The organism is Nocardia sichangensis, assembly GCF_047200615.1.
Classification (GTDB): Bacteria; Actinomycetota; Actinomycetes; order Mycobacteriales; family Mycobacteriaceae; genus Nocardia; species Nocardia sichangensis.
This window is the reverse complement of sequence record NZ_JBJZOK010000020.1, coordinates 15,101-30,427: the sequence shown is the minus strand read 5'-3', so window position 1 is coordinate 30,427 and position 15,327 is coordinate 15,101. Positions and strand designations below refer to the sequence as shown.

Annotated in this window: 12 protein-coding genes and 1 tRNA gene; 7 read left to right on the top strand and 6 right to left on the bottom strand. The window is 66.7% G+C overall.

Annotation, left to right across the window (positions count from 1 at the left end):
* Genes ACL03I_RS25455 through ACL03I_RS25440 form a run of 4 tightly spaced genes read left to right on the top strand, consistent with a single transcriptional unit; the run spans window position 1 to window position 3,267 of the window.
* Window positions 1-927 (top strand): ABC transporter ATP-binding protein, encoded by a 927-nt coding sequence (locus tag ACL03I_RS25455; RefSeq protein ID WP_412807119.1) that lies wholly within the window; start codon window positions 1-3, stop codon window positions 925-927.
* Window positions 924-1,718, top strand: coding sequence for an ABC transporter permease (locus ACL03I_RS25450; protein ID WP_355073488.1), 795 nt, complete (start codon window positions 924-926; stop codon window positions 1,716-1,718). The genes ACL03I_RS25455 and ACL03I_RS25450 overlap by 4 nt, the downstream gene beginning before the upstream one ends.
* Window positions 1,715-2,710, top strand: a complete 996-nt coding sequence (locus ACL03I_RS25445) for a DUF6895 family protein (RefSeq protein ID WP_364433272.1) — start codon at window positions 1,715-1,717, stop codon at window positions 2,708-2,710. Before ACL03I_RS25450 ends, ACL03I_RS25445 begins: the two co-directional genes overlap by 4 nt.
* Entirely contained in the window at window positions 2,707-3,267 is a 561-nt protein-coding gene (locus ACL03I_RS25440; protein ID WP_412807118.1) for a hypothetical protein, read from the top strand. The genes ACL03I_RS25445 and ACL03I_RS25440 overlap by 4 nt, the downstream gene beginning before the upstream one ends.
* Here the strand turns inward: ACL03I_RS25440 and ACL03I_RS25435 are convergent.
* The 5 genes from ACL03I_RS25435 to ACL03I_RS25415 all read right to left on the bottom strand — a co-directional run bounded on the left by ACL03I_RS25435 (window position 3,189) and on the right by ACL03I_RS25415 (window position 7,888).
* The gene (locus ACL03I_RS25435; protein WP_412807117.1) at window positions 3,189-3,899 is read right to left on the bottom strand and encodes an ATP-binding cassette domain-containing protein; all 711 of its coding nucleotides are present in this window, start codon (window positions 3,897-3,899) and stop codon (window positions 3,189-3,191) included. The two genes, ACL03I_RS25440 and ACL03I_RS25435, sit on opposite strands and share 79 nt — an antisense overlap.
* Before the next feature lie 2 nt (window positions 3,900-3,901).
* Window positions 3,902-4,711 (bottom strand): lantibiotic immunity ABC transporter MutE/EpiE family permease subunit, encoded by an 810-nt coding sequence (locus ACL03I_RS25430; protein ID WP_412807116.1) that lies wholly within the window; start codon window positions 4,709-4,711, stop codon window positions 3,902-3,904.
* Between the two features lie 77 nt (window positions 4,712-4,788).
* Window positions 4,789-5,043, bottom strand: coding sequence for a DUF2283 domain-containing protein (locus tag ACL03I_RS25425; RefSeq protein WP_364433284.1), 255 nt, complete (start codon window positions 5,041-5,043; stop codon window positions 4,789-4,791).
* Window positions 5,044-5,098: 55 nt separating this feature from the next.
* The gene (locus ACL03I_RS25420; RefSeq protein WP_412807115.1) at window positions 5,099-7,057 is read right to left on the bottom strand and encodes a M13 family metallopeptidase; all 1,959 of its coding nucleotides are present in this window, start codon (window positions 7,055-7,057) and stop codon (window positions 5,099-5,101) included.
* A gap of 81 nt (window positions 7,058-7,138) precedes the next feature.
* Entirely contained in the window at window positions 7,139-7,888 is a 750-nt protein-coding gene (locus tag ACL03I_RS25415) for a helix-turn-helix transcriptional regulator (protein ID WP_412807114.1), read from the bottom strand.
* A gap of 479 nt (window positions 7,889-8,367) precedes the next feature.
* On the opposite strand from ACL03I_RS25415, the gene ACL03I_RS25410 reads away from it, so the two are divergent.
* From ACL03I_RS25410 to ACL03I_RS25400, 3 genes are all read left to right on the top strand, one after another.
* Window positions 8,368-8,441 (top strand) — tRNA-Met (locus tag ACL03I_RS25410).
* Window positions 8,442-9,051: 610 nt separating this feature from the next.
* Complete coding sequence (locus tag ACL03I_RS25405; RefSeq protein ID WP_355073472.1) at window positions 9,052-9,681, top strand: hypothetical protein; 630 nt, start codon at window positions 9,052-9,054, stop codon at window positions 9,679-9,681.
* 395 nt (window positions 9,682-10,076) lie between these two features.
* A complete protein-coding gene (locus ACL03I_RS25400) occupies window positions 10,077-11,540 on the top strand; it encodes a subtype B tannase (RefSeq protein WP_412807113.1) in 1,464 nt (487 codons plus the stop codon).
* 144 nt (window positions 11,541-11,684) lie between these two features.
* On the opposite strand, the gene ACL03I_RS25395 is transcribed toward ACL03I_RS25400, so the two are convergent.
* Window positions 11,685-15,158, bottom strand: a complete 3,474-nt coding sequence (locus ACL03I_RS25395) for an indolepyruvate ferredoxin oxidoreductase family protein (protein ID WP_412807112.1) — start codon at window positions 15,156-15,158, stop codon at window positions 11,685-11,687.
* Window positions 15,159-15,327 lie beyond the last annotated feature (169 nt).

Sequence of the window (15,327 nt, the reverse complement as noted above, 5' to 3'; positions counted from 1 at the left end):
ATGACGGTCAACGCCTTCGAACTCACCGAGATCGTCGTGCGGTACGGCGCCACGTCGGCCGTCGACTCGGTGTCGCTGAGTTCGGCCCCCGGCCGCCTGACCGCGCTGCTGGGGCCGAACGGTGCGGGCAAATCCAGCCTGCTCAATGTGCTGTCCACCGCGGCCCGGCCCGTATCCGGGTCCGTGCGTATCTTCGGCGACGATGCGCGCACCGCTCCGATGCGTGCCCGCGCGCAGCTGGGTCTGGTGTTCCAGGAACGAACGCTGGACAAAGAACTCACCATCGAGCAGAACCTGTGGTTTCACGCCCGGCTCTTCGGTATGCGCCGCGTCGACGCCGCTGCACAGATCGATCGGCTGCTCGCTTTGTTGGATCTGACCGAGCAACGGCGCGCCACCGTCGAACGCTTGTCCGGCGGAACCGCTCGGCGGGTCGAACTGGCGCGCGCCCTCTTGCATCGTCCCGGTCTGCTCATCCTGGACGAGCCGACAACGGGACTCGATCCGCGTTCTCGCCGGGTCTTCTGGCGCGATCTGCTTCGCATGCGCGACGAACTCGGTATCACCACGATCTATTCCACGCATTACCTCGACGAAGCCGAGTACGCGGACGAAATCGTGATCATGGCCGGTGGAAGGATCGGCCGATCGGGATCGCCGGTAGACCTCAAAGACGATTTGCACGTCTCCTGTGTGCGGCTGCGGACCCACGACGACGCCGCGGCCGGTGAGCAATTACGCGCGGCCGGGTTCGAGGTGGTCACCGGGCTCACGACGCTGGAGATCCGGTGCGCCGAGCCGGATCGGCGGGTCGCCGACATCGTGCGCGTGCTCCAGCTGCCGATTCTGAGTGTCACCGTGCACAACCCGTCGATGGACGACGTCTACGCCGCCGCGACTACACATACCGGGAAGGACATGCCGTGACCGCATCGCAGGCGACGACCGACCATCGGCCGGAACGCGTCATGGTCGGCAGCATCAGGGCCGTTGCGGTGATCGCGTACCGGGACCTGCAACGCCAGATCCGTCGTCCGGGACTACTGATCAGCAATGCCGCCCAGTTGCTGTTCTTCATCGTCATCTATGCCGTTGGTTTCGACGCCATGGTCGGCAACGTGGGCACGGTCTCCTTCAGCGCCTATATCCTGCCCGGCATCATCGCCATCCAAGTGGCGACGATCGGAATCGCCACCGGATTGTCGTACGCCTGGGATCGAGAGTTCGGCGTCCTGCGCGAGATGACCGTCGCGCCGGTGCCCCGGATGTGTCTGCCGATGGGCAAAGTCGCCGGCACCGGGGTGGTTGTCGGGGCGCAGAGTTCGCTGTTGCTGTTGTGCGCGCCGGTATTCGGATTGTCACCGACAGCTGCGCAGATCGCGGCGGCCGCGGCGATCTACCTGTTCGGGTCGGCGGTCTTCAGCCTGCTCGGATTGTTCCTGGCCACCGCGCTGCGGCAGATCCAGACGTTGCAGGCCGGCGTCCAGATCACGATGCTGCCGATGCTGTTTCTCTCGGGCTCGGTGTTCCAACCCGCCGGGGTGCCGTCCTGGCTCTCGGTGTTGATTCGCCTCAATCCGCTGACCTATCTGGTCGACATGGGCAGACAGGTATTGGTCGGCGGGCCAGGCTTCGCTTCGATGGGCGTGGACGCGCTGGTCCTGGTGTGCCTGGCGCTGTTCTTCACCGCCGCGATCCGCATCAGGATCGGGCGATGATGTCGGCGACCGGCCTGCACCCCGCCGAGGACCAGCGCGGCCGGGTCCACGGCTTTCCGCTATGGCCCGCAGTGGCCGCGGTCGATCACGAAGCGAGTACTCCGATACTGGAAGCGGCACTGGACTGGCTCGCCGCGAACCTACGCTGGTTCGATCCAGCACAGTGGGATCGTTTTCTGCCGGCCCGGCAGTTCCCAGAGGGCGCTGCGCTCGAACTGCTCGTGCTGTGCCGTGTGCTGTGTCGTGGGCGATGGCGCGATCACCCGCTCGTCGACGGCGCGACCGGGCTGGCGCGCACGCTGGTGGAAGCGGCCGCCTTCCACGACGCACTGGGGCGTGCGGACGACAAGTTCACGTATCGCGCCTACTTGGTGGCCTTGCTCGCTGACCTCGGCTTCCCGATACCAAGTGCTGCGCAACGGGTGCGCACGGTACTCGAAACGGGATGCGGTGGCCGGGACGGCGCTTGGCACCCGCCGCTGTCCCGTCTGGAGCTGCGGTATGCGCTCGAGCTCGGCCGGTTCCCGCATACTCTGCCGCCGATGGACGAGTTGGTCGGGGCGACCATTGCCGCCGCGGAGCCCGACCCGATCTGGCTGCGCGACGACGAGGTCTACGCGCTCACCCACGTTGTCTTCTATGCCACGGATTTCGCAGCGCGGCCGCTGCGTACCGCACCGGCGCTCGTAGCCACGATGCGGACCCTGCTGGGGACTTATCTCGCGGCCGGGGACATGGATTTGGCGGGCGAGCTGATGCTGTGCCTATTGGCGGTCACGCAGGACGACAGCGCGATCACCGCGCACGGATGGCAAACGCTGACTCGCCGCAGGCTGGCCGACGGTGCGGTGCCGGGTCCCCTGTTCGACCCGATCCGACTGTCGGGACTGAGCGGCCCGGTCGCCGAGGCATACACGTTCGGAACATGCCATCACACGACAATGGTTGCGGCGATGGCCGCAGCGGAGCGAGAACGGCATCGTGCACGATGAGATCCACTGATTCCGGTCCGGCGCTCGCCGACCGGTCTTTGGCGGCTGCGCGGAAGTGGTTGGCGGCCGAGACGTCAAGGGAGCATCCGGCCGCCCGAACACCGGAGCGCAACGCGCAACGGTCCGGTTCGCCGCCTCGAGAACCGCTGACCATGTTGTGCTCCGATCCGACGCGCTGGCGTGCGCTGGCCGCGGTCGACGCCGCAGCTGCCTCGGGCGCATCCGCGGCCGAATGGGCCGCCGTCCTGGACTCACTTCTGGTGCTGGCGATCCGCCGCTACGACCTCGATGCGCTTGCCACCTTGCTGCTGGGCTGCGCCGAGTTCGGACTGACCCAGCAGCCGATTCCCGCGCGGGCAGTGGGCTTCCTGCTAGCGCAGCAACAGGTCGACGGCGGATTCGGATTCGTGCCCGGGACCGAGGAGCCCGCCGACACGGCGATCCGAATCGCCCTCACCCGGCGTTGCGTGCAAGTGCTTCAGCGGATCTGCGAACCGCACGATTCGAGGATGCGGAAGAACCCCTCCTCGAGATCACCGTCGCCCGCGATCCCCTGAACGGTGCCCTCGTAGCGCGTCTTTCCGGCGACCAGAACGGCGACCCGGTCACACACCTGAGCGATCTCCGACAACTGGTGGCTCGAGATGAAGACCGTTGTTCCGTTGGCGGCCAGAGTACGAATGAGTTCCCGCATCTCTCGGATGCCCACCGGGTCGAGGCCGTTGGTCGGCTCATCGAGCAGTAGGAGTTTCGGTCGCGTCAGCAAAGCGATCGCGATACCCAGACGCCAGCGCATTCCGAGGGAGTATGCCTGCACCTTGCGGGTTCGGACCTCGGTCAACTGCACGACGGCCAAGGTCTCCTCGATCCACTCCTCGGGCACACCGCGCAGTCGGGCGTGAATGCGCAGATGCGTCACCGCGTCCAGTTTCGGCCACAATCCCGGTGTCTCGATCAATGCGCCGACATCGACCAGCAGCGTCCGATCATAGGGTCGGCCGAACAACTGGATGACGCCGCTGGTCGGCCGCTGAAGCCCCAGAACGGTTTTCATCAAGGTGGACTTGCCCGCGCCGTTCGGGCCGAGCAGCCCGTAGACCTCTCCCGTGCGGACCGACAGATCGACGCCGTCGAGAGCGTGGTGTTTTCCGTAGTGCTTGTGCAGCTGCGCCACTTCCAAAGCAAACACGGTCAGATCTCCTTGCGCGTCATGTGGAGCGAGCCAAGAGCCAGAACCAGCACCGCGAGTCCGATCGAGAGCGCGATGGCCGGCAGTATGACACCGTGGTCCCGGACCGGACTGTCGGCCGGTAGTGGAACGCCGTTGGGGCCGATCCCGGCCAAGGGCAGGATCACGCGCATGGGCCAGGCGAACGGCACCGCCATCCACCAGCTCTTGTCCGCGATGAGCATGCCCGACATCATGCCGACGACACCGGTCGTGATGGTGGGGCCCAGGCCCCAAACCACCGAGACGACCAGGGCCACTGCCGCGGTACCGAGCCCGGCCAGCCAAGGCAGGTAGGACGCGGCGACGATAGTCGCGACGCTGGTCCCGAACCGGCCGCTCAATGCGGCCCCGACGCTGAGCAGCAACGCGAGCAGCGTAGTGGACACCGCGGTCAGCACGGCCAGCCCGAGATACTTGGCGAGCAGGTACTTGTTGCGCGGCACCGCGTACGAGAAGAGCAACCGCCAGGCGTCCTGATCAGCTCGCACCGAGAGGGCGGCCAGCAATGCGGCCGTCATGGGGATCAGGACGCCCCAGCCTTCGAGAACCACGTCGCGAAACACCGTCCAGGTATGGCCCGACCGGCCTTCTGGCGATGCCAACGACATGGGATACAGCGGAACGGTGATGATGACAGGTACCAGGATGGCGAACCAGCCGATGAAGCCGCGACGCATCCTCGCCAGTTCTGTCGCGGTGACGTCCCACAAACTCGGCTGGTCTCGCCGTGGGCGAAGGTCGGGCCCGTAGCGTGCCACGGTGGCGGCCATATCTCTCCTCGAGTCGTTCGGTTCCATCGAGGTTGTAGCTGTCGAACGCGATGCGGTTCACGTCCGGCGCGATCGGGTCACTCGCCTTCCCCCGCGCGGGCCCTCCGCTTCAACGCCGCGCCGAGCTGGACGTCCGCGTTCAGCAACTCGATGCCGATGAGTTCGCCGTCGTCGCCGAAGTCGAGGGCGGCGACGATCTCGCCGCTGTCCTCGTCGCGTACGCGCAGGGTGCGGGCAGCGTGGCGCGGCCCCTTGTTGTTCTGCCGAAGCGCAAGATAGGCGATGTTGTGCTGTTCGTCCCAGGTCAGGTAGTCGAGATAGTCGAGTTGCATATCGTATTCCTTGTCGTCGTTACTTCTGGAAAAGCAAAATTCAGGTGGCGCTTCGTCACAGAACGACTCGCTGCTCTGGTGGAAGGAACAGTCGATCTCGCGGTGTGACGTCGAAGGCCGAGTAGAACTCCGATACGTTGCGGACAACTTGATTGGCTCGGAACTCACTCGGTGCGTGGCTGTTCGCGGCCAGCGCCGCGGCGGCGAACTGTTGTGTCTGTTTTACCCGCCAGCACCGCGCCCACGATAAGAACAGTGTGCGAAAGTCCGGCACGGTACCCCGGCGGAGCGCGGCCCGTCGGTAGGCGGCGACCGCCACCTGGAGACCGCGTAGATCCGCCATGTTCTCGCTGACGGTCAGCCGCCCGTTCACCCGGTGTGTGGCATCGAAACCCTCGGGAACGAGGCTGTCGTACTGATCGACCAATTGCTTGGTCCTAGCGTCGAACGCGGCGCGGTCCTCGGCAGTCCACCACTCGCGCAGCCTGCCGTCGCCGTCGTATCGAGCGCCTTGGTCATCGAAGGCATGGCCGATCTCGTGCCCGATGATCGCACCGATCGCGCCGTAGTTGACCGCCGGATCCGCGTCCTTGTCAAAGTATGGCGCCTGCAGGAAGGCGGCGGGAAAGACGGCTTGGTTCGTCGATCGGTTGTAGAAGGCATTGACGGTTTGCGCGGTGGTTGTCCACTCGCCCTTGTCGACCGCAGTGGCAAGTCGGTCGAACTCCCGCCGCCTGGCGAGATCGCGGATGCTGCGCAGCGAATCTATCAACTTGTCCGGATCGACCGACGCGCCCGCACAGTCCGGTCGGTGCCGCGGGGAGCCGATCATCATCGTGATCTTGTCGAGTTTGGCGACGGCGGCCGAACGCGTGGACTGCGACATCCATAGCGAGTCGAGCAATGCCACACGGTAGGCCGCGAACAGATCGTCGACCAGCTCGCGCAGCGCGGCCTCGGCCGCGGCCGAAAAATGCTTCGCCACATAGAGTTTTTCCAGCTGGTCGCCTAACTCGGCATTCACCGTGGCGACCGCTCGTTGCCAGGGTTCGGCCGGCCGGCCCGCACCGCCGAGGAACTTGCGGCGAAACTCGAAATTGACGTCGGAGATTCCGGAGGGCAGGAAACGAGAGAACTCCTGGAGCAGACTCAATCGTAGGTAGTCACGCCAGTGCGCGATATCCGTATCGGCCCACAGCCGGCCGACCGCGGTGATGAAGTCGGGCTGCCGCACCACGACATGGGCGAACAGTTCCGGTGGCCGCGACGTTCGTCCGGCGCGCCACGCGTCGAAGTCGAAATCATCTGCCAGACCGCATACTTCGGACCAGCGCATCAGGTTGTAGGTAGCCGTGACGTCCTGGTCTCGCACCGCGTCCCAGTGAGCGACGGCGAGCTGCCGCTCGAGTTCGAACACTCGGTCGGACATGCCCGCCGGATCAGCGAAATTCGCGACGGCCGCGACTCGCGCCAAGAATGCCCGGTACGCGTCACGGTGCGCGCCGAGATCGGAGTTCCGGTAGTACCGGCTGTCCATCCCGAGACCGGACTGCGCGAGGGTGGCGACATATCGGCGGGCATCCCTGGCATCGATGTCGACATACAGAGAGATGACTCCCGGAATCGGCAGCATGCCCATGACGCCGGCCAACTCGGATCTGGACGCGGCCGCGTCGATCGCCGCGAAGAGGTCGGCGAGCGGCGTCGTGCCGAGGCGTTCGACAGCCGCGGTGTTCAGGCAGGCCGCGTACAGGTCGCGCACCTGCTGCTCGGACGTACCGAGCCCGGGTTCGCGGATTTCCTGGATGACGGTCGAGAGTTGTTGTTCGACGCGCCGCATCACTTCGGTTATCGGGCTGCTCACCGATTGATCAGGAGGCAGCCGGTAGTCGCGCAACCACCTCCCGTTGACATGCCGGTAGAGGTCGTCCTGCGGACGGACAGTCTCGTCGAGCCCATCCGGGCCGGGCACGCCGAATGGTGCGGCCGGACGGCAAGCAGACGGAACAGCCACGGCGGCAACCACTCCGAACGTGCGCAATGCGATACGACGGCTCACTTTTGCGGGCGAATTCGACAGCACCGTCGCTACCGATCAGCCGCGCAGCACGGTGAGCGGAAAGGACACGTCCGCTCGATGTTCCGAACCGACCAATTCTGCCCGGCTGCCCACGCCCAAGGTGTCGTACAGGCTGCGGATGCGTCGATACATCGACCGCTCCGAAAGATAGTTCAGGCGCGCGATCTCGGCGACGGTCATCGACGTGCGCAGCATGCGCAGCAGCCGGGTGTCCGACTCGGTCAGACCATCTCGGCCGGACTGATCCGCGCCGGTGGCCGGTGTAGCGGACCGGCCGCGCAGGCGTTGCCGTGCCGGTTCGTTCGGTTCGCGGCCGGTCACCGCACCGAGCACCGCCGGGAGCGGCTTCCCCGGTGCCGAGCGCGTGCGGTCGAGGAGTTGCGCGCGAACGAGGTCGGCCTGACGCTCGACGGATATCGCGACGTTGATCACGAAGTTGGCGCCGGAGCGTATCGCGGCATAGGTCGAGTAACCACCGACGTCATCGGTGACCGCGACGATGAGCCCCATGGCGTGCCGGGCGCGAACCGACCGCAGGCTTTCGGCTTGGGTTTCACTGTTGACGGGTAGCACGATCGGGGCGCCGCCGGCGTCCCTGCGCATGGCCAGTTGGTCGTAGTCGGCGAACTCAAACTCGAAATGCGGCCCGAACACGCTCCCCCACGACCCATCCGCGGGATCCAGATAGTCGCGCAAGCCCGGATGGACGAATGCGACACGCCCGGTTGCTTGTTCGGAATCCCTACTGGTTCGAACGGCGTTCAAGAAAGCCCCCTTCACTTCGATCAGCGCGCTTTCGCGCGCCTCTTACCTATCCGCCGGCGCTACGCGCAGGACGGGCAGTACTCGAGCCCCCGACCGAGCGGCAAGCCTTCGACCCTGTACCTCGAGTACCGTCACAATAGGCGCGATGGTGCTTCGGCGCAGCCACGCCGGTCGCCGGGACCACCACCACACCGCGGCCCATCGGCCGGATCCTGCGGCCGCGCCGCTAACGCATCACGCTCTTGCAGCGGGCCACCCGGGCTCGTGCCACCGACCGCACGCTGGACGTCACCTTCCACTCCTCGTCTCGCAATCTGCGTCGGATACTTCTCGTCACATGGTTGGACGCGGCGTCGGCGCATTCGGTTCCACCCGTGCGCAAAAGATTGCCCAGGCCTCGCCGAGTCACCCGCAACATGCCCTCTCACCAGCACGATTGGGCTATTCGCGCCCACCATGTGTACTGTTGGAAAAGCCGACGCGGGGTGGAGCAGCTCGGTAGCTCGCTGGGCTCATAACCCAGAGGTCGCAGGTTCAAATCCTGTCCCCGCTACTGCGGAACGGTCCGGAGCACACGCTCCGGGCCGTTTCTCTTTTGCCGGGTCGAGTCGCGACCATGGTCCACGCACAGCGGGTCGTCCGAGCACTACACCTCGTAGAACGCCGTGGCTTCCGGATCCGGCGAGGTCTCAGCGATGCACGGAGAGCCGGCGGTCCAGCGAGGTGGTCGGCGAGGATCCGACGCTGGGCGCATCGCGTAGACCCTTGCCGCTGACGTCGGGAACCCCGACAGTCGAAGTGCAGATTCTTTGACTGCTGATGTCGCTTACTCCGACGTGCGCAATCCTACGATACGGTTCCACGCTTGCCTGTTCCGTAGCTCACATCCGAATCTCCGGCAGAATGACCAGCCGTCGATCGCGGTTGCGAATCGGCGGTTAAAAGATGGTTACGGCACCGTCCTGGATTGGTGACGTCCGAGTTGTCATGTCACGATACTTTCGAGTCACCTGGACAAATCATCCCGAAGTGTTTTCCCGCAGGCAACCCCCGGTTCCCATCACCGCACCCGCCTTGTCTCCTTCGGCGTGTTCGTAATGATTCGATCGCCAATGTCGGCCATCTCTGCGTGCAACGACAACAATCTGTGAGGAAAGTTCCGCGTGAGTGATTTCTGGAACGTGAGCTCGTCTTTGGCGTGTCTCAGCGTCGGCATTTCATTGTTCGGCGTCATCGCGTACCTGGCGGGGATACTGGAAGGGGACACCCGGCCGCGCATCGCGTCGTGGGCGGCCTGGTGCACCGCGAACACGGTGTTCGCGGTGGTGGCGTACCTCGAGGGCGGCTATCTGGCCGCAGCCATCAACGCCGCCGCGGCGGCGATGAACGCGGCGGTCATCGTCGTCGGCATCACCCGCGGGTCCGGCCTGCGGCCGGAAGACAATATCGATTGGGCCTGCCTGGTCTCCTCGATCGCATGCGTGCTGGTGACGGTCGGCGTACAGGAAAAGGCATTCGGCGCGCTGTTCGCGATATGCGCCAATCTCATCGCCACCATTCCAACGCTCCGGCATGTGTGGTCCAAACCGCACGAGGAAACGTGGCAAACGTTCGCGGCGAACGCACTCGCGAACGGCCTCGGCCTGCTCGGCGTGCTCCTGGTGAGCGGGTTCGAATTCGTTTCGATCGCCGGTCCGATGATTTCCACGGCGGGCAATGCCGGTTTGGTCGCCCTTACCGTCGGTCGTGCTCGATTCGCCGCCGTCGCGGTCGTCCCGGTGAAAGTCGGCTGATCTCGCATGCGATCGGTCACTTCCAATATCGGCGACTGCTTCACCGATCCGGGCGAACTCACCGAGGGACAAGCCCGGCGCGCTCTCGAAATCCACGTCATCTGTTCCTCGCGCTGCCTCGTCCTGCGACGGGCCGAGCGAGTGCTGGGAGTAGATGACCCGACCGACGCGCCACCAGGCGGTCGTTGACCGCCGACCGGCAGGTTGCGCCCGACGCCCGCCTTTCGGCGGACGCGTCGGGCGCAGCCGCGCAGGTACGCCAGCGCGGCGTCTCCTACCGCTATCCTTCGATCTCAGCGACCCGATGACCAGCTGATTCGTTCCGGGCAAGAGTTCTACCGACGCCGCTACGGCCGCGACGCCGAAGGCTTGCCACGAAGGCGAAGGAGAGCGCTGTGCGGCGCAGGGCGATGCTCGAGGGGTGTGTGGCGGCGGTTGCCGCACCGATGTTCGCCGCCTGCGGCCTGCTGAAAAGCGACGCGCAACCGGCGGACGAGTTGGCTTTCGACCCGGACGAATTCACGGTGCGGAAGAAGACCGTCGCCACCTTCGAGCGGGACAAGAACGTGACCTACCGGTTCTACGACAGCGTTGTCTACGTGGCGAAACCGGTGAACAAGACGTATCAGAGCTTGAACGTCAGCGTGCCCGTCGAGATCGACGGGAACACCGTCGACGCGAGCAAGGCTCCGATTCTCTTGAGCAACTCCATCGGCGGCTATCTGTCGTCGGCGGCCGAGGGCGGCAAGCCGGACGACGGCGGTGATCGGGACAGGAACCGCGAGCTCGCCCTCGCGGCGGGTTATGTCGTCGTCGAGCCCGGTGCGCGCGGGCGCGACCTGGTCGCCCCGGACGGCACGTACTACGGCGTGGCGCCCGCCGCCATCGTGGATCTCAAGGCCGCGGTCCGATACTTGCGGCACAACTCCGGCCGGGTTCCGGGAAACACCGACCGGATCGTCGCCACCGGGGTCAGCGCGGGCGGCGCGCTGTCCGCGCTGCTGGCTGCCTCCGCCGACAACCGGATGTACGACCGGTATCTCGCCGAACTCGGCGCGGCGGACGCGAGCGACGCCGTTTTCGCCGCCGCTTCTTACTGTCCCGTGACCGATCTCGACCACGCGGACATGGCCTACGAGTGGAATTGGGGCGCCAACCCGCTGCGCTCCGGCGAACTGGACGCGACGGCCTCGCGCGAACTGAGCACCGCGTTCGTGGACTATCAGGCATCGTTGGAACTGCAAGGGGCGGACGGATTCGGGCCGATCACGGCCGACAACTACGGCAACTACCTCGTGCGGACCTACCTCGAACCGGCGGCGACCAGGTATTTGACCGCTTTGCAGGACTCCGAGCGTTCGAGCTACCTGGCGGCCAACACGTGGATCACCTGGTCGGGCGACCGGGCGGAGTTCACCTGGCCGAACTTCCTCGCGCACGTGGGCGAGCGGAAGAAGGGCGTGCCCGCGTTCGACGCCTTCGACCTGTCCTCTCCGGAGAACAACCTGTTCGGCGCCGGCACCGTCAAGGCCAGGCACTTCACCCCGTTCAGCCTGCGGCGAGCGACGGGCGACCCTGGCGCGCAACTCGACAGCGACCTGCCCGAGAAGATCAGCATGATGAACCCCATGTTCTTTCTCCGCCAACGCAATTCCGCCCGGGCGAAGCACTGGTGGATTCGCGTCGGCACCAAGGACACCGATGCGTCGCTGACCATCGTGGGCAATCTCGCCGCGAGCCTGGCGAATCTGGGCGACCAGGTCGACGCCGCGATGTATTGGGACGCGGGGCACGGCAGCAACGAGGACGCCGCGGATTTCGTCGCGTGGATCGGCAAGGTGACCGGCTACACCGGCTGAGGCGTTCGCCGACGGGTGGCCTTTCCACGAGCTCGCCGGGTCACAGGTGGCACACCGGACTCGGTTCGCGGCGAAGACCTGCTGAGGCGTTGGTCCCGGCAACGCCCGCGCGGCGCTCCGACCGGCCACCGGCGTCGGAGCCCACTAACAGCGCGGCGGCTCGATGCCGAGCTCCCGCAGACGTTCGATGTAGACCGCCACGCCGGCGAGTTTGATCTCCTCGTATCCGCGCACCACGTCGGCGAGCGCGGCCGCCCGCACGGCGCGGTCGTAGCCCGACCGGTCCAGCCCCTCGGCGAGGTCTGTCACCATCGCGGTGTAGTGAGTGCGCAACTCACGTTCCACGCGTCGCACGTGCGCGTATCCGAACGGGTCGAATCTCGTGCCGCGCAGCCGCTTTCCCTTGGCCAGCAAGCGCAGGGCGAAGTGGCTTCCCGGCCCCATTCCGATCTTGTCCTTCCGTCCCAGCGCACGCAGGACCGGCGGGTGCAGCCGATAGGTGAGGTTCGCCCCCTCGGGTACCTGCGCGGCGACCTCGGCCAGGAACGACGGATCGGTGAGCCGTCGTGCCACCTCGTACTCGTCCTTGTATGCCGTGAACTTGTACAGTCCGCGCGCGACCTGCTCGCTGAACTCGGTACGGTCGGTCACCTCGCGCTCGGCAGCCCAGACTCGTTGCATCGTGGCCACGTAGTCGCGCGCCATCGCAACGCTCTGGAAGCCGATCAGCTCGACGGCCCGCAGCTCGACCAGCCGCCGCGTCTCGCCCGTCGCGGTCAGCTCGTCGAACAGGTCCGCTGGCACCGGTACCGGAGTGCGTTCGGCCGTGCGACGCGTGGTGGCGGCGGCGAACTCCTCCGGCCGAGCTATCGCGACCCGGCCCCAGCGGAAGGCCGCGAGGTTGGCGTCCACGGCCACGCCGTTGATCTCGATGGCCTCCTCGATCGCCGTGCCCGGCAGCCGCAGGCCACCGAGTTCGTAGGCTGCGCCCACCAGGAGGAAGTTCGCGGCGGCAGTGTTGCCGAAAAGCGCCTCCGCGGCGGCGAGAACATCGAAGGACCGCACCGAGCGCGAGACCTGTTCCAATCGCCGCAGCAACGTCGCCTCGCCGGGGTAGGTGACGGACCGGTCGTAGACCATGTCCCCGGTCGGGGTCTCGCTGGTGGAGGCGACCGAGACGGTCGTCTCGGCGCAGCCGTAGGCCAGGTTCTTGTTGTCGGTGGCGGCCAGCAGGTCGAACGCCACGATGCAGTCGGCCGAGGCCGGGGCCAGCCGGTTGGCCGGCTCCAGCGCCCCGACGGCGAAACGCAGATGCGAGACCACCGGCCCGGCCTTCTGGCTCATGCCGATCTGGTCCAGGCTCGCCACCTCGTACCCGGCGCGCATCGCGGCGGTCGCCAGGACCTGGTTCACGGTGACGATGCCGGTGCCGCCGATACCGGCGAGAAAGACGTTCTGCGTGGTCGTCGGCGGTTCGTGCATCAGGTCCGGCAGCCGCGGCGGCTGCGGCGCGCGAACGGCTCGGCGCGGCTTCCGCGCGGCCGGGTCGGGCAGTTCGACCGTGACGAACGCGGGGCAGTCGCCCTTCAGGCAGCTGTAGTCGGTGTTGCACGAGGTCTGGTCGATCCGCGTCTTTCGCCCGAACTCGGTGTCCACCGGCTGCACCGACAGGCAGTTGCTCTGCACCCCGCAGTCGCCGCAGCCTTCGCACACCGCCTCGTTGACGACCACCCGGGTGCGGCGCACCGGCAGGGCGCCCCGCTTGCGCTGCCGCCGCGCGTCGGCCGCGCAGTGCTGGTCGTAGATCAGCACGGTGACGCCGGGGATCTCGCGCAGTGTGCGTTGCGCTTCGTCGAGGCGGTCGCGGTGCCATAGGAGGGCGCTGGGAGCGAGATCGCGCTTGCGGTAGCGCTCGGGCTCGTCCGCGCAGACGATGATCCGCCGGACGCCCTCGACGGCGAGTTTGTGGGTGAGCATCGGCACCGTGAGCGCGCCCTCGGCGTGCTGCGCGCCGGTCATCGCGACCACATCGTTGTGCAGCAGCTTGAAGGTGATGTTCACGCCAGCGGCGACGCACGCCTGCACGGCGAGCTGGCCGGAGTGGAAATACGTTCCGTCACCGATGTTCTGGAACAGGTGCGGCACGTCCGTGAACGGCGCTTGACCGATCCACTGCGCGCCTTCGCCGCCCATCTGGGTCAGCCCGGTGACCTTGCTGTCGGCGCGGCCGGACATGGTCACCAGGGTGTGGCAGCCGATGCCGCCGCCCGCCAGTGAGCCCTCCGGAACGGCGGTGGAACGATTGTGCGGGCAACCGCTGCAGAAGTAGGCCGCGCGCTTGGCGGGCAGCACCGACAGCGACAGCGGCTGCGGCAGCGGACGTTTCAGTTCGAGGTGCCCGTCGAGCACGCGGCGCAGCGGTGCGGCGACGCGCCCGGAGGTCAGTTCGCCGTCGGCGCCGAACAGCGGGCGGTCCGCCTCGTCGCGCTTGCCGAGGATTTCCGGCGCGCCCGCGACCCCGTACAGGATGTCGCGGATCTGGGTTTCGATGAAGGCGGTCTTGTCCTCGACGACGATCAGCTGGTCGAGCCCGGCGGCGAACTCGCCGACCCGGTCGGGCGCGAGGGGAAACGGCATTCCGATGCGCAGCAGGCGGATCCCCGCGCTGTACAGCGCTTCGTCGTCGGCGCCGAGGTCGATCAGCGCTTGGCGGACCGCGTCGAAGGTGGTCCCGGTGGCGGCGATGCCGATCGTGGCGCGGGCCGGGTTCACCTCGATCACGTCCAGGCCGTTGCGCGTGCTGTAGGCGCGCACCATCTCCCAGCGGGGACCGTAGAGGTCCGCTTCGGCGAGCAAGCTGTCGGCGGGCGCGGCCATCGGACGCTGCCGGTAGTGGAACCGCTGACCTTCCCAGTCGATTTCGGGCACCACGATGTCGATGTCACCAACCGAACCGTCCACGGTCCACGCGCCGTCGGCGACGTCGGCGACGATCTTCAGCGCCACGAGGCAACCCGAGGCGCGCGACAGGGCGACGCCGTGCAGGCCCATGGTGATGATCTCGCGGGCGTTGCGCGGGAACAGCACCGGAATGTTCATCGCGGCCAAGGAGCGCTCGCTCACCGCGGGCACGGTGGAGGACTTGGCCGCCGGATCGTCGCCGACCAGCAGCAGGACGCCGCCGCGCGGATGCACGCCGTACATGTTGGCGTGGCGCAGCGCGTCGGTCGCGCGGTCCAGGCCGGGGCCTTTGCCGTACCAGACACCGACGACGCCGTCGTGGGTCGCCGCGCCCGCGGGCAGCTCCGCCTGGCTGCCCCACACGGAGGTCGCGGCCAGTTCCTCGTTCAATCCCGGGACGAACGAGATGTCGTGCTCGGCGAGCACCTCCGGCATGCCGGACAGCATCTTGTCGACGCCGCCGAGCGGACTGCCCTGGTACCCGGACACGAACGTGCCCACTCGCCGCCCGGCGCGCAGATCACGCACATGCTGCTCCACCAGCTGCCGCGCGATGGCCTGCACGCCGGTGAGGACAACGGTCCCCGAGCCGACGCGGTAACGGTCGGCGAGGTCGTAGGGAGCTGCGATCAGATCGCGGTCGGCGAGCTCGGTCATCCGGATCCACCCGTCCGCTCGGCGCCGATCTGGCGCTTCGCATTGTTGAGCACTTGGTGCCGATATCGTGTCTCCGAAGATCTGAACGCACAACCTTTGAATACTAAGTTGAGCAATCTGCTCAATTCGACGTGTCATGGATGGGCACCGGCTAAGCACTGTGCGAGGT